This is a genomic window from Deinococcus aquiradiocola (genome assembly GCF_014646915.1).
In the GTDB taxonomy this organism is placed as follows: Bacteria; Deinococcota; Deinococci; order Deinococcales; family Deinococcaceae; genus Deinococcus; species Deinococcus aquiradiocola.
In genome coordinates this window covers 810104-828089 of record NZ_BMOE01000001.1, presented here as the reverse complement: position 1 = coordinate 828089, position 17986 = coordinate 810104, and the positions used below count along the sequence as shown (strand labels likewise).

Genomic DNA, 17986 nt, shown 5'->3' with positions numbered 1-17986 from the left:
GGAAGCATGACGCTGCCAGGCCCCCTGACCGCCGTGCGCCCCGCCACGCGAGGCGACGTGCCCGCCATCCTCGACATCTACAACGAGGCGGTCCTGCACACCACCGCGAGCTACGACCTCGAACCCGTCACGCTCGCGTCGCGCCTCGCGTGGTGGGACGACAAGGCCGCGCACGGACACCCCGTCTTCGTCGCGGAGCGCGGCGGCACGGTCCTCGGCTGGTCCACGTACGGCGCGTTCCGCACGAAACCCGGGTACGCGCACACCGCCGAGCACAGCGTGTACGTGAGCGCCACCGCGCACCGCCAGGGCCTCGGGCGCGCCCTGATGCAGCCCGTGATCACGCACGCGCGGGACGCGGGCCTGCACGTGCTGGTGGGCGGCGTGGACGCCAGCAACGCCGCCAGCATCGCGCTGCACGTCTCGCTCGGCTTCGAGCAGGTCGCGCATTTCCGGCAGGTGGGCCGCAAGTTCGGCCGCTGGCTGGACCTCGCATTCATGCAGCTCCTGCTGGACGACCGCCCCTGACCCGCACCGCATGACCAGCCCGGAGGGTGCACGCGTCCCGGCCCGCATGCCTTACGCTGACCTCATGTCCTGGCCCTTCCTCGTCTTCCTGGTCTGCTGGCTGGTGGGCATGGTCGGCACCTTCGTGCCGGTGCTGCCCGCCACCCTCATCATCTTCGCGGGATCGGTGGTCGCCACCCTGATGGACGGCTTCCAGCCGTGGCCGGACCTGCCGTTCCTGCTGAGCTTCGCGGCCCTGACGGTCGCCATCTCGCTCATTGACAACTTCGCGTCCGCGTGGGGCGCGCGCCGCTACGGCGGGAGCCGCCAGGCGGGCTGGGGCGCCCTGATCGGCGGGCTGGTCGGCATCTTCATTCCCTTCGGCCTGATCCTCGGGCCGCTGGCGGGCGCGCTCCTCGCGGAACTCGTGTGGGTCCGCAAACCGTTCATGGAGGCGCTGCGGGCCGCGTGGGGCACATTGATCGGCCTGCTGACCGGCATCGCCGCGAAATTCGTGCTGCACCTCCTGATCGGCCTCTTCGAACTGTGGCGCCTGTGGGACCCGGCCGGGAGCATCCTGCGTGCCTGACACCCTGTACTCCCGGAACGGCTGCCACCTGTGCGAGGACGCGCAGGCCGCCCTGGACGCCGCCGGGTGGCCGTACACCCGCGTGGAGATCACGGGCGACGCGGACCTCGAACGCCGGTACGGCTGGGACGTGCCGGTCCTCGTGCGGGACGGCCACGTGCTGCTCAAGGGCGTGATCGGCGCGTCCCGCCTGCGCCGCCTCACCCCGCCCACCCCCTGACCCGCCCCGCGGCCACGTGCGGACTGCACGCCGCACGCGGCCGGGCAGGCACGCGTGACGGGGTACACTGACGCCGATACCTATGCATCCAGTCTTCCTTCAAATCGGCAGCTTCACCATCGCGTGGTACGGCGTCCTGATCACCCTCGGCATCGTGATCGGCGCGGTCCTCGGCACCCGCATGGCCCGGCAGCGGGGCCTCAACGAGCAGCTCTTCTCAGACATGATCCTGTGGGCCGTGCTGTGGGGCCTGATCGGCGCGCGCCTGTTCTTCGTGGCGACGTCATGGAACCTCTTCGCAGGCAAGTCGGGCCTGCCGCTGCTGTACGACATCGTGAACATCCGGCAGGGCGGCATCAGCATCCACGGCGGCCTGATCTTCGGCGTGGCGTACCTCGTGTGGGCGGCACGCAGGCACCGCATCAACTTCTACAAGTACGCGGACCTGTTCGTGCCGGGCGTGTGCTTCGGCATCATCGGCGGACGCATCGGCAACATCATGAACGGCTCGGACACCGTGGGCCGCGTCACCGGCTGGGCCGTCGGGTACCACTGGCCCGCCTGGGCGCGCGGCTTCCACGACAGCATGTGCAGCGCCGCCACGCCCCTGAACCTCGTGCAGTACTGCCAGAACATCGCCGGTCAGCAGGTCATGACGGCGCCCGTGCACTTCACGCAGCTGTACGGCGTGATCATCGGCATCATCCTGAGCGTCGCGGTGTTCTCCTGGCTGCGTTCCCGCCGCCCCGGCTGGACCTTCTGGCAGTTCTGGCTGTGGTACAGCCTGCTGCGCGCCGGGTGGGAGGAGACCTTCCGCCTCAACCCGCTCCCCTGGAAGGTGTACCTCTCGGAGGGCCTCGACAAGTCCGGCATCGGCCTGTTCACCGAGACGCAGCTCGTCAGCATCCCGCTCGTGATCGTGGCCATCCTGCTGCTCGTGCGGATCCGCAGGCAGCCGGAACAGCCGTGGACGGAACCGGCCCCAGTCACCGATCCGGTGAAGGCGTGAGCGCCCCGCACGCGCCCGCCGCACGTCCGCTGGACGTGGTGATCCTCGCGGCGGGACAGGGCACCCGCATGAAGTCCTCGCTGCCCAAGATGCTGCACCCGGTGCTGGGCCGCCCGATGGTCGCGTGGAGCGTGAAGCTCGCGCAGGGCCTCGGCGCGCGCGACATCGTGGTCGTCACCGGGCACGGCGCCGAACAGGTCGAGGAGACCCTCCGGCCGCTCGGCGTGCAGTTCGCGCGACAGGAACAGCAGCTCGGGACCGGGCACGCCTTCCTGACCGCCTCACAGCGGCTCCAGGGCGGCGCGGACGTGCTGCTGCTGTACGGCGACAGCCCCATGCTGCCGCACGCCACCCTGCAGGCCTTCCTGGACGCGCACCGCTCCCAGGGCAACGCCCTGACCGTCCTGACGAGCGAACTGCCGGACGCGACCGGGTACGGCCGCATCATCCGCGCCGACAACGGTGACGTGCAGCGCATCGTGGAAGAAAAGGCCGCCACTCCCGAGGAGCGCCGCGTGCGGGAATTCAACAGCGGCGTGTACGTCATGGACCCGCAGGCGCCGGAACTCGCGGCCCGCATCGGGAACGACAACGTCGCGGGCGAGTACTACATCACGGACCTGCTCGCCCTGTACCGCGAGGGCGGCTCGCGCGTCGCCGCGTTCCGCATCGCCGACCCCGGCGAGGTGATGGGCGCCAACGACCGCGTGCAGCTCGCGGAACTGGAAGCCATCATGCGCCGCCGCGTGAACGAGGCGCACATGCGCGCCGGCGTCACCCTGCAGGATCCCGCCAACACCGTCATTCACGACACCGTCACCATCGGGCGCGACAGCGTGATCGCGGCGGGCGCGCACCTGCTCGGCCATACCACCCTCGGCGAGGGCGTGCAGGTCGGCCCGTACAGCGTCGTGCAGGACAGCACCCTCGGGGACGGCGCGCAGCTGGGCCCATTCGCGGTCGTGACGGGCAGCGCCCTGGCGGGCGGCAGCGTCGTGCACGCGCACAGCGTCCTGCAGGAAGCGCGCGTGGCGGGCGGCAGCGACGTCGGCCCCTTCGCGCGCCTGCGTCCCGGTACGGTCCTCGAAGAGGGCGTCCACATCGGGAATTTCGTGGAGACCAAGAACGCGCACCTGCACTCGGGCGTGAAGGCCGGACACCTCGCGTACCTGGGTGACGTGGAGATCGGCGCGGAAACGAACATCGGGGCGGGCACCATCGTCGCGAACTACGACGGCCTGAACAAGCACCGCACCGAGATCGGTGCGGGCGTGTTCGTGGGCAGCAACAGCACCCTCGTCGCGCCGCGCACGCTGGGCGACGCGGCCTTCGTCGCGGCAGGCAGCACCGTCACCGCCGACGTGCCCGAGGGCGCCATGGCCGTCGCGCGCGGCCAGCAGCGCGTCGTCGAGGGCTGGTCCCGCCGGTACTGGGGCGCCTTCGGGGAGCGCCTGAACGCCAAGCTGCCGTTCCTGGCCGCCTGGATCGCCCGCAAACCCTGACCCGCTCCCGGTGCGTCCGTGCTGCACGGACTGCCCGGAAGGTGCGCCGAGCGTGCCTGCCCGTCCTCCGCCCCGCGCGGCGGTGAACCGGGCGGGCACGCCGCGCCACGTGGCAGCCACCGCGTGCCCTGCACGGCACCTTCACCGTTCCTGAACATCCAGACGCGGACCGGCCGCGTATACCAGTTCAGGGCAGCACCACACCGGGCGGCACACCTCCCCTCGCCCTCCCCGCCGCACGCTGCCCCGCCCGGCGGTCCCCGCCCCGGCAGGCAGGCGGCCAGCGTTCAGGAAGCGTAAAGGACACCCCCGCCGCGCCGCTCCCCCTCCGGGGACTCAGGGCGTATCCTCAGAATCACATCACTCCGCCCGACCGGGCCGGAGTCAAGGAGAACAGATTATGGGTATCGTGGAAATTCTGCTCATCGTGGTGGTCATCGTGCTGCTGTTCGGCGCCAAGAAAATCCCGGAAATCGGGAAGGGCCTCGGCCAGGGCATCAAGGAATTCCGTTCCACCGCCAAGGACGACACGACCGTCACGGTCGTCAAGCCCGAAGACCGGCACTGAGCACGGAGGCGCGGCATGACCCAGAACGACGTCCCCACCATGCTCGAAAAGAGCGCGCCACTGCTGGACCACCTCGAGGAACTCCGGACCCGGCTGATCTACTCCCTGATCTACCTCGTGATCGGGCTCGGCGCCGCGTGGAACTTCGTGCCGCGCATCATCAAGCTGCTGCAGGAACCCCTCGAGCACACCGCCCTCTACAAGGCCGGTAAACTCCAGCTGGTCGCCACGCAGCTTCCCGAACAGCTCCTCATGAGCTTCAACATCGCCCTCTGGGCGGGCCTCGCCATCGCCCTGCCGTTCATCCTGCATCAGATCTGGCTGTTCATCGCGCCGGGCCTGTACCAGGAGGAGAAACGCTGGGCGGCCCCCTTCATCGTCGGGGCGGGCGTCAGCTTCATGCTCGGCGTGGTCACCGCGTACTACCTGATCCTGCCGCCCATGGTGAAGTTCCTGGCGGACTTCCTGGGCGGCACCGTGTCCGCGTTCCTGAGCGTCGGCACGTACATCGGTCAGGTCGTGACCGTGATGGTCGCCTTCGGGCTGTTCTTCGAGATGCCGATCCTGGCGGTCGTCCTCACGAAGATCGGCGTGGTCAACCACGTCATGCTCGGCAGCGTCCGCAAGTTCGCGTTCATCGCCTGCCTCGTCGCGGCGGCCATCATCACGCCCACCACCGACCCCGTCAACATGGCCCTCTTCGCCGGACCCCTCTACCTGCTGTACGAAGTGGGCGTCCTCCTCTCCCGCGTCTTCCGCAAGCGCGAGGAGGCCGAAGTGCAGAGCGGTGACCCCTTCGCGGGCATCTGATACGGTTTTGAGCTGAACTTGTAGAGTTCAGCCGAGCGAAGCGAGTGCAAATAGATACGGTTTTGAGGAGGTGGAAGGGATGTCGGTGCTGTTTCCGGCATCCCTGGAATCGGATCGAAACCGTAGGACACGCCCGGCCCGTCAGCGCCGCAGAACCACTCCAGACACCCAGGCTCACCCTGGGTGTTTTTCGTTCCCGCCCGGACCTTTCAATTGACTATGTTTACCCCCTCCGGCGTGGGTTGGGGGTCACTACACTGGGTGCATGAATCCCAACCCCTCCATCGAAGACCTGCGCAGTCAGGTCGACGAAATCAACCGGGAACTGCTCAAGCTCCTCAGTCGGCGCGGCGAGGTCGTCGCGCAGATCGGGCACGCCAAGACCCTCGAAGGCCGCCCGCACCACTACGACCCGCAGCGCGAGGAGAAGCAGTTCCGTGAACTGGAGGCCCTGAACCCCGGCCCGTTCACGAACGCCGCCGTCAAGGCCGTCTTCAAGGAGATCTTCAAGGCCAGCCTCGACCTCGAAGAAGCCAACGACAAGAAACAGCTCCTCGTGTCCCGCAAGGTCCAGAAGCAGGACACCGTCCTGCACATCGGCCCCGTCACCATCGGCGGCGACAGCGCCCCCATCATCCTCGCCGGACCGTGCAGCATCGAGAGCGAAGAACAGATGGACGAAACCGCCCGCTTCCTCGCCGGGAAGGGCGTCCGCATGCTGCGCGGCGGCGCGTACAAGCCCCGCACCAGCCCCTACGGCTTCCAGGGCATGGGCATCGACGGCCTGATCATCGGGGCGGGCGCCGCGCGCGAGAACGGCCAGATCTTCGTCACGGAAGTCATGGACACCCGCGACGTGGAAGTCGTCGCCGAGTACGCCGACGTGCTGCAGGTCGGCGCGCGCAACATGCACAACTTCGCGCTGCTGCGCGAGGTGGGCCGCGCCCGCAAGCCCGTGCTGCTCAAGCGCGGCCTGTCCGCCACCATCGAGGAGTGGCTGTACGCCGCCGAGTACATCCTGGCCGAAGGGAACCGCGAAGTCATCCTGTGCGAGCGCGGCATCCGCACCTTCGAGAAATGGACCCGCAACACCCTCGACCTGTCCGCCGTGGCGCTCGCCAAGCAGGAGACGCACCTGCCGGTCATCGTGGACGTCACGCACGCCGCCGGTCGCCGCGACCTGCTCATCCCGCTGGCCCGCGCGGCCCTCGCGGTCGGCGCGGACGGCATCCACGTCGAGGTGCACCCCAACCCCGCCACGGCCCTGAGCGACAACGAGCAGCAGCTGGACTTCGCGGGCTTCGAGGCCTTCCAGGCGGCCCTCGCGCCCCTGATGAACGCCCCCGTCAAGCTGTAAGCAGAGCAGGATAAGGGAAGGGCGGCCAGTTCGAACTGGCCGCCCTTCCCCTATCCCGGTGCGGAACCTGCTGTTCCTGCTTTACTCCATCGTGACGAGGTAGTCGTACAGGTCCGGGCCGCCCGCGTGCACCTCGGTCTCGGCCATCGGGAATTCCTGCGCGAGGCGCTCCTGCAGGCTTTCCTGCTGTTCGGGCGTGACGCCCGCGCCAGTGAAGACCGTGATGATCTCCTGCCCGGCGTAGTTGCGGGTGAGCATGGCGAGCACGGCGTCCTCGGGCGTGCCGCCCGCGTGCGTGAGGTCGTCGTCCATCAGGCCGATCACGTCGCCGTCCGTGATGTGCAGGTCGCGGCCGTCCTTGGTGGTGAGGGTGGTGGTGCGGCTCGCGCGCGTCACCTCGAAGGTCGTGACGGCCTTCGCGGCCTCGTCCATGGTGGGCGCGAGGTCCTGCGCGCGGGTGTCCTGACTGAAGGCGAGGGCCGCGCCGATGCCCTGCCCGAGCGTGCGGGTCGGCACGACGACCGCGCGCCCTTCGAGCAGTTCGGCAGCCTTCTGGGCGGCCATCAGGACGTTCTTGTTGTTGGGGAGGATCACGACCGTCTCGGCGCTCACGCTGCGGGCGGCGTCCACGATGTCCTGCACGCTGGGGTTCGCGGTCTGCCCGCCCGACACGATGCGCGCGCCGAGGCTGCGGAACAGTTTCACGAGGCCGTACCCGCTCGCGACGGCGACCATGCCGCTCTGAGGGAGTTCCTCCTCGGCGCGGGCGGCACTGCCTGCCTGCGCGAGAATCTCGGTGTGCTGCTCGCCCATGTCCTCGACCTTCGTCTTGAGCATCCGGCCGTGCCGTGCGACCGTGGCGAGCAGGTCGTCGGGCTCGTTGGTGTGAATGTGGCCCTTCACGTACCCTTCGGCGCCCACCACGAGCAGGCTGTCCCCGAACGGCGCGACGAGTTCACGGATCTGCTCGATGGGCAGCGTGGCCTTCTCCATCAGGAACTCGGTGCAGTACCCGAACTCCTCGTGCTCGAAGTGTTCCTGCGCGTAGCTCGTGACGTCCGGCGCGGCGGGCAGCGCGTCGCCGCGCAGGCTGGCGAGCAGGCCCTGCACGACGTACAGGTACCCCTGACCGCCGGAGTCCACCACGCCCGCCTGCTTCAGCACGGGCAGCTGTTCGGGCGTGTGGTCCAGGGCGGCCTGACCGGCGATCAGGGCGTTCTCGAGGACCATGTCGGGCGTGTCGCCCTTCGCGCCGTCCGCGAGGCCGCGCGCGACGCTCAGGATGGTGCCCTCGACGGGTTTCATGACGGCCCCGTACCCGGCCTTCTGTGCGGCCTGCAGCGCCGTCACGAGCTGCGCGGCGTTCACGGACGGCAGGTCACGGATGCTGTCCGCGAAGCCCTTGAGGAGCTGGCTGAGGATCACGCCGCTGTTGCCGCGCGCGCCGAGCAGCGCGCCGTAACTGACGGCCTTGGCGACGGCCGCCATGCTGGATTCCGGCGCGGTGTCCAGTTCGCGGCGCACGCTCTGCATGGTGAGGTGCATGTTGGTGCCGGTGTCGCCGTCCGGGACGGGGTACACGTTCAGGGCGTTGACCTGCTCGCGGAACACGCCGAGCCACTCGGTGGCGTACCGGAACGCGGCCGCGATCTGGGCGGGGGAGAGGGTCTGCTCAGGCATGGGCGACCCCCACGGCGTGCACGCGCGTGGCGGCCAGTTCGGTCCCGGCCTGCGTCTTGACGATGTGCTCCACGCGCTCCACGATGTTCTGCGCGACGGTCGGAATGCTGACGCCGTACGCGACCACCACGTACAGGTCGGCCGTGTACCGGTCCCCGTCGCGGCCGATCACGACCCCGTCGCGGACCTGGGCGCGGCCCAGCACGCGCTGGATGCCTTCGCGCAGGTTGGCGGGCGCCATGCCCACCACGCCGGGAATCTCGTGGGCCGTCAGGCCGATCAGTGAGGCCAGGGCCCCCTCGGTGATGTGAATACTTCCGTTCATAGTGCTCCCGCAATTCGAGCCGTCAACATGCGTCCCAGCTGAATGTTCAAATGCGGGCAGTATAGCGGAGCGGGAAGGTCGGGCGCGACCCCGGACCTTCCCACTTTTGTGAGCCTCGCGTGCCCTGCCGGGTCAGTCGCCCGCGAGGGGCGGCACGACAAGTGTGCCGAACACCGTGTTGACGGGGTTCACGTCGCGCACCTGCGTGCCCCGGAACTTCCCGCCGAAACTGCTGGCCCCGCGTGCCCGCGCCCGTTCGAACTCGTGCGGGATCATGTCGAGCGGTATGCGGCTGTCCTGCAGGATGCGCCGGAACACCGAGCCGCTCAGACCGGGCCTGCGGTACGCGCGCTCCAGGCTGGCCGGTGACGTGGCGAAGAACACCGGGTCCAGCCCGAACAGGGCGTCCGCGCGTTTCAGTTCGTTCCGCAGGGTCTGGAGGCGGTCGGGATCCGTCGCGTGCGGCGTGGCGATCAGCAGTCGGTCGCCGCGCCTGCCGAGCACGGCGAAGGCCTGCGCGTGCGCGAGTTCCGGCGTGTACAGGCGGCGGTCGATCATTTCGGGCGTCAGGTCGAGGTACGTGACGCCCTGCGTGGTGGCGAGCACCTCGTGCAGCTGTGATTCGTCGAGCAGGTGGTGGTTCAGGGCCAGCTGCCCGAGCGGGAGCTGCGTGCGGCGCTGGTCCGCCACGAGGCGCGACAGGGCGCGCGCGTCGAGCTTCCCGGCGAACAGCAGCTGGTCGCCCACCCGGCGGCGTGCGGAGTTCAGCACCTCGTCCGGCACGTAGGCCTTGCGTTCGGTCTTGTCCCATCTGGCCGTGCCGCGCTTCTGGCCCTTCTCGGGGAAGAGGTACAGCCGCCAAGCGCGGACCGTGGCGAGCGTGTTGATGTAGTTGCCGATCAGCCACCGGAGCGGCAGGCCCGGCAGGGCCAGCGTCGCGATGAGTGCCTGCCGCAGCCCGTAGATGCGGCGCACCGCCTCGCCGCGCATCAGCATGCGCCACGCGGTGATGCCGAGCACCGTGAACAGCAGCGTGCGCGTGAGTGGTGTCGGCTGGTCGCTGAGTCCGAACGCGCTCGCGACGAGCAGCGTCAGCGAGAACGGGTACCCGATCAGGTGGATGAGGTTGGTGTACTTGCCTTTCTGGTCGTGCCAGAGGGTCAGGCGGTCCCGGAGGTTCAGCCGCATGCCCTTCAGGCGTTGCGGGGTCTGCAGGGTGATGCCGTACGTCCAGCGGCCCTTCTGTTTGATGGCGGCCGCGATCTCGGTCGGGAAGTATTCGCGGACCGCGACGTAATCCATCTGCGCCTGCCCGCGCGTGTCGATGCGCGGGAGCGGCTGCACGTGGAAGTGCACCCTGATGCCCTTGCGCCACAGCCTGAGGGCCAGTTCGTAGTCCTCGGCGAGCGCGCCCTCGGTGAGCACCTGGCCGTCCTCGTTCAGGAGCTCCATCACGCTGCGCCGCATCGCGAAGCCGGTCCCGGCGCTCGGCAGGAACAGGCCCAGCGCCTCGCGGGCGGGCAGGTGATGCAGGTGATGCTCGGCGAACTCGTCCGCGTAGCTGCCGGTCACGAGTTGCGCCAGCACGCGGTAGAAGCGTTCGCGGGGACCGCCGCCGCCCTTCGCCATGCGCGGGAACAGCGCGAAGACGGGCAGCTGCACCATCTTCCAGCGTTTCAGCAGGGTGCTGTACAGCCGGAAGGTGTACGGGTGGATGACGTCCTCGGCGTCGTGCACGGCGATCACGTCGAAGCGTTTGCCGGTGCGGCGCTCGTGTTCCACGATGGCGGCGTACACCCCGTTGAGGTTCTGGCTCTTGCTGGTCGGGCCGGGTTTCTCGTTGACGACGCAGTGCACGTTGGGGAGCCGGTCGGCGAGTTCCTGCACTTCCGGCAGGGTGGCGAGGTCGTTGGGGTACACGCCCACGAAGAACTCCACGCGGGACGCGGGGTAGTGCATCATGCGCAGCGTGCTTTCCACCATGGGCGTGACGACGCCCGCCTCCTGCCACGCGCCGACCATCAGGGCGATGTGGGCGGGCCGGTCGCGTTCGAGGTCGCTGGCGCGCACTTCCCAGCTGCGGATGCGGCGGCGGTTGAGCAGGTACGCCACGTCGAGCAGCAGGTCGTCGAGGCTGACGAGGATGTACACGGCGAGCAGGGCCGTCACGAGCACCAGCAGCACGGCGGCGGGGCCGGTCAGGTGCAGGGCTTGGAAGGGCATGTCGTTACCTCCTTGTGAGATTGAACCCATGAAGGGCAGGGCCGACCGCAGGCAGCAGGCGGGAGCGCCGGGCGTGGGGGTGGCGGGGGACGTCGTGGGGGTCGGAGGAGGGGTGGCGGCCGCTGGCCGGACCGGAAGAACGGAACGAATGAGAGTCTACTGAGGGAAGCGCTAAGGAAACGTTTCAGGCCACGGCGCCGCATGACACGGGCCGGGCCGTCAGGGCGAGAGGTCCAGCGTGCGCGTCACCATGCCGCCCTGCATGTAGCGGCGGAACACGGCCGCCAGGGCCGGGAGGCGCTCCACGCGCAGTTCGCTGTCGTGCGCGGGGTCGTCGTCGTTCGCCCACGCGCTGTCCCACCACGCGAAGCCGCGCAGGGCAGGCCAGCGGCGGGCCGTCAGGTCGCGCAGCGCCGCGTCCGCCCAGACTTCAGGGGCGGGCGACGCGCCCGCACTGCTCCCGAACTCCAGCAGCAGCACCGGCTTGGTGGGCGCGAGCGTCTGCAGGCGCGGCATCACGTCGTCCAGCTGCTCGCGCAGGCCCTGGACGGGCGCGTCCGTCGGGGACTGCGCGCCGTACGCGGACACGCCCAGCACGCTCACCACGTCCCCGCCCGGGTAGTACCGCTCCAGGCGGTTCCAGTCGGTGTCCGGGTCGTCCTGCGCCGCGACGTGGAACACCCAGCGGACGTTGTCGGCGCCCGCCTGCCGCACCACGTTCGCCACGTGCCGGTACGCCTGCACGAACCGTTCCGGTCCGGCCTCCTGGCCGTTCCACAGGCCGTTCCAGGCGAACCACCGGCCGTTCACCTCGGTGCCGTACTCGGCGTACACCGGGACCCCGGCGGCCGCCGCGCCGCGCGCCCAGGCGCGCAGGTCCGCGTCCAGCGTGCCGTCCGTCACGTCCTGCAGGGTGTACCCGTCGTCCGGGCCGGTCGCCTCGTCGTCGCTGGAGCGCAGCATCAGGCGCACGAACGGCACCGACCCGCCCGCCACCACGCGCCGCACCACGTCCGCCGGAAAGGCCCGGCTGCGGAACCAGTTGTTGGTGACGTACACGAAGGCCAGGCCGTCCGCACCACTGGCCTGCAGGTACGCCTGCAGCTGCGCGTCCGGCACGTCGTCTTCCGGCGTGCCGGGCGACGCGACGAACACGCCGTGCGCGAGCGGGCGCTCGCCCGTCATGCGGCTGGCCGGTTCGCCGCCCGAGCAGCCTGCCAGCAGGGCCAGCAGCAGGCACGGCGCGAGGCCCGTGGGGCGGCGCACGTTACTGGAGGGTGCGCGTCGTCACGTCGAGCGGGCTGACGAACGTGAAGCCCTTGGCCTGAATGTCCGTGAGCAGCTTCGTGAGCGTCGCCTTGGTCAGGCGGTCCGCGCCGGTGTACCCGGACTCCAGCAGGTACGGGTGCACGAACACACTGGCGTACGCGCAGTCCAGGTTCCTGTTCGCTTCGGCGGCCTCCAGCACGGCGTCCGTGCCGTACCCGACCTGCACGTTCCCCAGGTTCTCCGGCACGACCAGCGTCCCGTATGCGTCCTTGACGGGGTACGGGAAGAACTGCCCGGCCCGTACGCCGTCCGCGCTGTACATGCGCCGCTCGATGACGCGCGGGTACACGCCGGTCAGTGCCGGGTACAGGCCCGTGTCGGCCTCGTAGTGCGGCGTGGTCCACATGCGCGGCTGGATGCCCAGCCCGAGCAGGATGTTCCGGCCCGTCTGGAGGCGCGCGGTCGTCGCGGCGGGCGTGAGGGTCGGCAGGGGCACGCCGTTCTCCTTGTCCCAGAACTCCCACTCGTCGCCGGAGTTCCCGTCGCCCTGCACCGCGCCCAGGCGGCTCAGGCCGTGGTAGTTGTGCGTGGTGCCGTGCTGGATGGCGACACCGCCCAGCGTGAGGGCGCGGTACACCTGCAGCAGCTGCGCGCCGTTCGCGGTCCACGGGTACTTCACGCCGTCGTACCACGTTTCGGGGATGACCGTCATGGCGAAGGGGATTTTGAGCGTCTGAATGACGTCCAGCGTGTCCCTGAGCGCCTGCGGGTCGTTGATGCTGCTCAGGTCCTCCAGCCGCAGGATCGCCTGCTTGCGGCAGGTGGCGGTCTGCGTGTCGCCGAGCATGCGGTGCAGGCTGTCGGCCAGCACGAGGTAGCGGTCGGTGGTGGTGATGTACTGGAAGGGGTTGTCCGCCACGTAGTAGAAGTTCCCGCTCCGCACGAGGTACGGGATGCGGCTGCCCGCCGCGTTGCTGGCGGTGGCGAGCGTCTCGGTGCGGGCCGGGTCGGCGGTGAGTTCCACCATCTCCTGCTGCGTGGCGTACTTGCGGTACGTGTACCCCTTGTAGGCGACGTTGCTGTACGCGGCGGCGATGTCGGCCGTGTTGACGGCGGTATGCAGGCCCACGTATCCCAGGCCCAGGCCGCTCAGGCCGCTCCCGAGTTCCCAGACGTTGTACCCGATCCACGAGACGGGCGCGCCCGCCCGGACGTCCGAGAGGAAGCTGGCGGGCAGCGCCTCGTCGAACACCGTGCCGATGTAGAAGGTGCGCAGGCTGCTGGCCGCGTCGCCCGCCACGTACTGGCTGATGGGTCTGCTGATCACCTGGACGTTGTCGTACTGCCCGAGCAGGTTGCGGAGCATGACGGCGTGGAAGCTGCCGCCGTCCCGGTACGGGGAGCTGGCGGGCAGCGGGTCGCTGTAGTACACGCGGACGGTGCGGGTCGGCGCGGTCGCCTGCGTGTGCAGCGGCAGGGTTTCCGGGGCGTCCGGGACGGGCGGGCGCAGCTGTGCCGGGTCGATGGGCTGCATGCCCCGGTACGGGACGGGCGTGACGTGCCGCTCGAAGAGGGCCTGGGTGTCCGCGACGGGCTGGGACGCCTGGACCGGCTGTCCGCCGGTGGTGGTGTCGGTGCGGCCGGTGCCGCTGGTGCTGCTGGACCCGCAGGCCGCCAGGGCGAGGCTGAGGGAGAGCAGGATGACGCTGGACGTGCGCTTGGGTTGACTCACGGTCACTCCTGTGAGCGCGTGCGTTCCGGGCCTGGAGTGCACGGCACGGCCGCCCGCGTGGGCGGGGGCGTGTGACGGTGCGGGCTCCGTGCCTCGCGCGCGCGTCTTCCCCAAAACGGGCGTGCGGGTGGCCGGGTTCGGACGCGCCGATGTCGAGAGGGCTCCAGACGACCTGCTGCGGGCGCGCCGCGCGGTGCGGTGCGAGCCTGAGTCGTCCGAGGCGGCTCCCCCCCTGCGGCCACTCGTGCTGTCGGAAAGTATACGTCAGCGGACCGCGATTTTAAGAAAGTTCACATTTGCAGGCCGCACATGAACTTCATGATCCGGGGGGGAAGTCCAGACCGGCACCACGCCATCCCGACATAAGGAAAGGGCCGTGTGGCATTGCCACACGGCCCCCGACCCGGTCCGGCTCAGGCGAGAACGGTCGCCGCCTCCACGAACGGCAACTCCAGCGCGTCCGCCACGCCACGGTACGTCAGCTGCCCCGCGTGCGTGTTCAGCCCCGCCATGAGCGCCTTGTTGCGCCGTACCGCGTCCAGCCCGCGCTCCGCCAGCTGCAGCGCGTACGGCAGCGTCTGGTTCGTGAGCGCGAAGGTACTCGTGCGCGGCACCGCGCCCGGCATGTTCGCCACGCCGTAATGGATGACGCCGTCCACGATGTACGTGGGGTCGTCGTGCGTCGTCGCATGAATCGTCTCCACGCACCCGCCCTGGTCGACCGCCACGTCCACGATCACGCTGCCCTCCTGCATCAGCGGAAGCATGTCGCGCGTCACGAGGTGCGGGGCCTTCGCACCCGGAATGAGCACCGCGCCGATCAGCAGGTCCGTCTCCGGCAGCAGTGCCCGCAGGTTCGCCTCGCTGCTCATCATGGTGGTCAGCTTGCCGAAGAACACGTCGTCGAGGTACGTCAGGCGGCGGTGCGACACGTCCAGCACCGTCACCTTCGCGCCCAGACCCATCGCCATCTTCGCGGCGTTCGTGCCGACCACGCCGCCGCCCACGATCAGCACGTGGCCCGGCTGCACGCCCGGAACGCCGCCCAGCAGCACGCCGCGCCCACCGACCGGCTTCTGCAGGTGGTACGCGCCCGCCTGCACGCTCAGGCGGCCCGCCACCTCGCTCATCGGCGACAGGAGCGGCAGCGACCCGTCGAGTTCCTGCACCGTCTCGTACGCCACGCTGGTCGTCCCGGCCTTCAGGAGCGCCTCCGTCAGCTCACGGTCCGCCGCGAGGTGCAGGTACGTGAACAGCAGCAGGTCCGCGCGCAGGTACCCGTACTCGGACGCGACCGGCTCCTTGACCTTCACGACCATCTCGGCCGCCCACGCCTCGGCGGCGGTGCCCATCACGGCGCCCGCCGTCACGTACTCGCTGTCGGCGATGCCGCTCCCGACGCCCGCCCCGTGCTCCACCGTGACGGTGTGCCCGCGGCGCACGAGCGTCCCCACCCCGCCGGGGGTGAGGGCGACACGGTTTTCCTTGACCTTGATCTCTTTGGGCAGTCCGATATGCATACGCGCTCCTCGCCGCGCTGCGCGAAGTGCGAGCCGGCTGACATTGGCACCATCTTAAGCGCCGGACGCAATTTAGGATTGCGTTCTGCCCTGCCTGCCGCCGCATCCGGGCAACGATATTGCGCGAACATGCTATCCTTCACGCGTCACATGTCAAAAACCGATCAGAAGGCCGAACTCGACGAAATCGACCGCCGCATCCTCGGCATCCTGCAACGCGACGCGCGTATCCCCAACACCGAACTCGCCGACGAGGTCGGCCTCACGCCCGCCCCCACCCTGCGCCGCGTCCGCCGCCTGGAAGAGGAAGGCGTCATCCGCCGCTACGTCGCCCTGCTCGACCCCAAGAAGGTCGGCCGCGACCTGACGGTCTTCGTGGACGTCAGCCTCGACAAGCAGACCAAGCCCGGCTTCGAGACCTTCGCCGAACAGATGCGCCGCCGCCCCGAAGTGCTCGAATGCTACCTGAGCCTCGGCGAGAGCGACTTCATCCTGAAGGTCTGCGTGCCGGACCTCGACGCGTACCAGCGTTTCCTGGTGGACGTCCTCGCCGCCATTCCCGGCGTGCGCAACACCAGCAGCACCATCGTCGTGCGGCAGGAGAAGTACACCACCAGCCTCCCCCTCGACCGCGACGACTGAACTGGTCCCCCTTCAGTCCGCCGCGCGCGGATCCAGCCGCAGCGTCCACGAGCAGCCTTCCTCCGGCGCGGTGAACCCGTGCACGAAGTACCGCCCGCCCGGCAGGGCGTCCGTCGTGACGCGCAGTTCCCGCTCGCCGGACGCCGCGCCGACCGTCTTCCCGGCGCGGCTCCACTCGCCGCCCACCGGCGTCAGGTAGAAGGTGTACTGGCATTCGGGCAGCAGGTCCGCGCGCACGTCGTACCGGCCCGCGCGCAACGTGAACGGCGCGGTGCTGGCCTCCGACTCGCCCGCCAGCGCCACCGGCCCCTGCCGCGACCCCAGCCACAGCAGGGCGCCGCCCAGGACGAGGAGCACGGCCAGCGCCGCGCCCCACAGGGCCGGACGCCGGAAGACGGACGGACGGTCGGACTTCAGCATGACCCGTGCAGTGTAGCAACCGCCGCGCCCGCCCCCGGTCAGGGCACGGTCTGCTCCCGCCCGGGCCGGTAGAATGCCCCGCAATGACGAAGTCTGGAACCTTCATCCGAACGGACGAACTGCTTGACGGCACGTTCGGGACGGCCCGCGCCCACGCGCTCGAACAGCAGTACGGCAACGGCAAACTCATGCGGCTGCTGCAGGTGGTCGGCGCGGGCGGCCCCTTCCGGGCCGTGACGCCCTGGGAACTCGACGACGACCAGGGGAAACGCGTCATCAACGCCTCCGGCTACGCCGCCCTCCCGTTCGGCGACAACCCGCCCGAACTGAACGCCTTCGTGCGCCGCGTGCTGGAAGACCCGCAGCAGATGATGTTCGCGCAGCAGTCCGTCAGCGAATGGCGCGCCGCGCTCGAAGCGAACCTCGTGAATCTCCTCGACCGCGAATGCCAGGCGGGCGGCGACACCACGCACCACGACTCGCGCGTGTTCTTCTCGAACAGCGGCGCCGAGGCGATCGAGGCGGCCATCAAGTTCGCGCAGGCCGCCCGCCCCAGGGGACGCTACGTCGTGAACTTCACGCGCGCATACCACGGCAAGACGCTCGGCGCGCTCGCCCTGACGCCCAACCCCAGCCTGCAGGGCCCCTTCCGCAACATCCTCTCCCCGAACGTCATCACGCTGCCCTTCGGGGACGCGGACGCCGTGGAACGCACCGTGAAACGCATCGGGCCCGACAAGATCATCGCCGTGATCCTCGAACCGATCCTCGGGGAGGCCGGCGTGCGCCTCCCCCCGCCCGGCTTCCTGAAACGCGTCGGGGAGGTGTGCCGCGCGCACGACGTCCTCGTGATCGCGGACGAGATCCAGACGGGCCTCGGCCGCAGCGGGCACTGGTTCGAGAGCGTCGCGCAGGGCCTCGTGCCGGACATCCTCACGCTCGCCAAACCGCTCGGCGGCGGCATGGTCCCGGTCGGCGCGACCATCGTCCGGCACGCCATCTACAAACCGCTGCTCGGCAGTCTCGAAACCGTGAAACGCCACTCGAACACCTTCGGCGGCAACACGCTCGCCATGGCGGTCGGCCTCAAGAGCCTGGAAATGCTGATGGACGCCGACATGCCCGCCCGCTCCCGCCGCCTTGGGGCCGCAGGCCTGCAGCGCCTGAAGGCCGCGCAGGCCCGGCACCCCGAACTGCTGGAGGACGTGCGCGGCGCCGGCATGCTGTTCGCCATGAACTTCAGGCCGCTGCTGGCCCTGCCGTTCAAACTGCAGGCGGACCTCATCTCCGAAGCGACCGGCATGCTGGCCCTCGTCGCCTTCTACCGCAGCGGCGTCCTCATGAACTTCTCGCTGAACGCCGCGCGCACCATGCGCCTCACGCCCGCCATGAACATGCCCGAAGAGACCTTCGGCGAGCTGTTCACCCGCGTCGAACGCGTCACGGACGCGTACCCCAGCAGCTTCAAGCTCGTGCAGCGCTACGGCACCCCGCAGATGCTCGGGCTGCTCAAGGCCGCCTTCCTCGAAGACTGACGCGCCCCGCCCACCCCCAGCCGAAGTCCGCCCACCCTCACGTTTCCCCTGTTACCCCTGCGGGAACGCGGCGGGCAG

At 69.6% G+C, this 17986-nt stretch carries 17 protein-coding genes; 10 read left to right on the top strand and 7 right to left on the bottom strand.

Going from position 1 to position 17986, the window contains the following annotated elements:
* Nucleotides 1–6 precede the first annotated feature (6 nt).
* From IEY33_RS03895 to IEY33_RS03860, 8 genes are all read left to right on the top strand, one after another.
* On the top strand, nt 7–528 hold the full coding sequence (locus tag IEY33_RS03895) for a GNAT family N-acetyltransferase (RefSeq protein ID WP_188960869.1): 522 nt from the start codon (nt 7–9) through the stop codon (nt 526–528).
* Between the two features lie 64 nt (nt 529–592).
* A complete protein-coding gene (locus IEY33_RS03890) occupies nt 593–1096 on the top strand; it encodes a DUF456 domain-containing protein (RefSeq protein ID WP_188960868.1) in 504 nt (167 codons plus the stop codon).
* The gene (locus tag IEY33_RS03885) at nt 1089–1316 is read left to right on the top strand and encodes a glutaredoxin family protein (RefSeq protein ID WP_188960867.1); all 228 of its coding nucleotides are present in this window, start codon (nt 1089–1091) and stop codon (nt 1314–1316) included. Before IEY33_RS03890 ends, IEY33_RS03885 begins: the two co-directional genes overlap by 8 nt.
* An 82-nt stretch (nt 1317–1398) precedes the next feature.
* Nucleotides 1399–2325, top strand: a complete 927-nt coding sequence (locus IEY33_RS03880; RefSeq protein WP_188960866.1) for a prolipoprotein diacylglyceryl transferase — start codon at nt 1399–1401, stop codon at nt 2323–2325.
* Entirely contained in the window at nt 2322–3827 is a 1506-nt protein-coding gene (gene glmU / locus IEY33_RS03875; protein WP_268238802.1) for a bifunctional UDP-N-acetylglucosamine diphosphorylase/glucosamine-1-phosphate N-acetyltransferase GlmU, read from the top strand. The genes IEY33_RS03880 and glmU overlap by 4 nt, the downstream gene beginning before the upstream one ends.
* Nucleotides 3828–4227: 400 nt before the next feature.
* Complete coding sequence (gene tatA / locus IEY33_RS03870; RefSeq protein WP_188960865.1) at nt 4228–4395, top strand: twin-arginine translocase TatA/TatE family subunit; 168 nt, start codon at nt 4228–4230, stop codon at nt 4393–4395.
* A 15-nt stretch (nt 4396–4410) separates the two neighbouring features.
* Nucleotides 4411–5205, top strand: coding sequence for a twin-arginine translocase subunit TatC (tatC, locus tag IEY33_RS03865; RefSeq protein WP_188960864.1), 795 nt, complete (start codon nt 4411–4413; stop codon nt 5203–5205).
* Between the two features lie 265 nt (nt 5206–5470).
* Nucleotides 5471–6562, top strand: a complete 1092-nt coding sequence (locus IEY33_RS03860; RefSeq protein ID WP_188960863.1) for a bifunctional 3-deoxy-7-phosphoheptulonate synthase/chorismate mutase — start codon at nt 5471–5473, stop codon at nt 6560–6562.
* An 81-nt stretch (nt 6563–6643) separates the two neighbouring features.
* Here IEY33_RS03860 and fakA read toward each other — a convergent pair whose 3' ends face one another.
* The 6 genes from fakA to ald form a co-directional block, all read right to left on the bottom strand.
* On the bottom strand, nt 6644–8242 hold the full coding sequence (fakA, locus tag IEY33_RS03855) for a DAK2 domain-containing protein (RefSeq protein WP_188960862.1): 1599 nt from the start codon (nt 8240–8242) through the stop codon (nt 6644–6646).
* Entirely contained in the window at nt 8235–8567 is a 333-nt protein-coding gene (locus IEY33_RS03850) for an Asp23/Gls24 family envelope stress response protein (protein WP_188960861.1), read from the bottom strand. Before IEY33_RS03850 ends, fakA begins: the two co-directional genes overlap by 8 nt.
* Before the next feature lie 132 nt (nt 8568–8699).
* Nucleotides 8700–10790 carry a glycosyl transferase family protein gene (locus IEY33_RS03845; RefSeq protein WP_188960860.1) on the bottom strand — a complete coding sequence of 697 codons (2091 nt, stop codon included), beginning with the start codon at nt 10788–10790 and terminating at the stop codon, nt 8700–8702.
* A gap of 219 nt (nt 10791–11009) precedes the next feature.
* Nucleotides 11010–12056 (bottom strand): glycoside hydrolase family 26 protein, encoded by a 1047-nt coding sequence (locus tag IEY33_RS03840; protein WP_229670720.1) that lies wholly within the window; start codon nt 12054–12056, stop codon nt 11010–11012.
* A 1-nt stretch (nt 12057) separates the two neighbouring features.
* On the bottom strand, nt 12058–13791 hold the full coding sequence (locus tag IEY33_RS03835) for a DUF2334 domain-containing protein (RefSeq protein ID WP_188960859.1): 1734 nt from the start codon (nt 13789–13791) through the stop codon (nt 12058–12060).
* Nucleotides 13792–14204: 413 nt separating this feature from the next.
* Nucleotides 14205–15311: an alanine dehydrogenase gene (gene ald / locus IEY33_RS03830; RefSeq protein WP_188960858.1), complete on the bottom strand. Its 1107-nt coding sequence runs from the start codon at nt 15309–15311 to the stop codon at nt 14205–14207.
* Between the two features lie 150 nt (nt 15312–15461).
* Between ald and IEY33_RS03825 the strand changes: the two genes are divergently transcribed.
* Entirely contained in the window at nt 15462–15953 is a 492-nt protein-coding gene (locus IEY33_RS03825) for an Lrp/AsnC family transcriptional regulator (protein WP_188960857.1), read from the top strand.
* Between the two features lie 12 nt (nt 15954–15965).
* On the opposite strand, the gene IEY33_RS03820 is transcribed toward IEY33_RS03825, so the two are convergent.
* Nucleotides 15966–16373 carry a hypothetical protein gene (locus IEY33_RS03820; protein ID WP_188960856.1) on the bottom strand — a complete coding sequence of 136 codons (408 nt, stop codon included), beginning with the start codon at nt 16371–16373 and terminating at the stop codon, nt 15966–15968.
* Between the two features lie 83 nt (nt 16374–16456).
* Here IEY33_RS03820 and IEY33_RS03815 point away from each other — a divergent pair, with 83 nt between their 5' ends.
* Nucleotides 16457–17908 carry a class-III pyridoxal-phosphate-dependent aminotransferase gene (locus IEY33_RS03815; protein ID WP_188960855.1) on the top strand — a complete coding sequence of 484 codons (1452 nt, stop codon included), beginning with the start codon at nt 16457–16459 and terminating at the stop codon, nt 17906–17908.
* Nucleotides 17909–17986: the final 78 nt, after the last annotated feature.

Coding starts and splice junctions, on each gene's coding strand:
- tatA (WP_188960865.1), top strand. CDS start 4,228: ATGGGTATCGTGGAAATTCTGCTCATCGTGGTGGTCATCGTGCTGCTG.
- IEY33_RS03825 (WP_188960857.1), top strand. CDS start 15,462: ATGTCAAAAACCGATCAGAAGGCCGAACTCGACGAAATCGACCGCCGC.
- ald (WP_188960858.1), bottom strand. CDS start 15,311: ATGCATATCGGACTGCCCAAAGAGATCAAGGTCAAGGAAAACCGTGTC.
- IEY33_RS03860 (WP_188960863.1), top strand. CDS start 5,471: ATGAATCCCAACCCCTCCATCGAAGACCTGCGCAGTCAGGTCGACGAA.
- IEY33_RS03845 (WP_188960860.1), bottom strand. CDS start 10,790: ATGCCCTTCCAAGCCCTGCACCTGACCGGCCCCGCCGCCGTGCTGCTG.
- fakA (WP_188960862.1), bottom strand. CDS start 8,242: ATGCCTGAGCAGACCCTCTCCCCCGCCCAGATCGCGGCCGCGTTCCGG.
- IEY33_RS03880 (WP_188960866.1), top strand. CDS start 1,399: ATGCATCCAGTCTTCCTTCAAATCGGCAGCTTCACCATCGCGTGGTAC.
- tatC (WP_188960864.1), top strand. CDS start 4,411: ATGACCCAGAACGACGTCCCCACCATGCTCGAAAAGAGCGCGCCACTG.
- IEY33_RS03820 (WP_188960856.1), bottom strand. CDS start 16,373: ATGCTGAAGTCCGACCGTCCGTCCGTCTTCCGGCGTCCGGCCCTGTGG.
- IEY33_RS03850 (WP_188960861.1), bottom strand. CDS start 8,567: ATGAACGGAAGTATTCACATCACCGAGGGGGCCCTGGCCTCACTGATC.
- IEY33_RS03815 (WP_188960855.1), top strand. CDS start 16,457: ATGACGAAGTCTGGAACCTTCATCCGAACGGACGAACTGCTTGACGGC.
- IEY33_RS03890 (WP_188960868.1), top strand. CDS start 593: ATGTCCTGGCCCTTCCTCGTCTTCCTGGTCTGCTGGCTGGTGGGCATG.
- IEY33_RS03895 (WP_188960869.1), top strand. CDS start 7: ATGACGCTGCCAGGCCCCCTGACCGCCGTGCGCCCCGCCACGCGAGGC.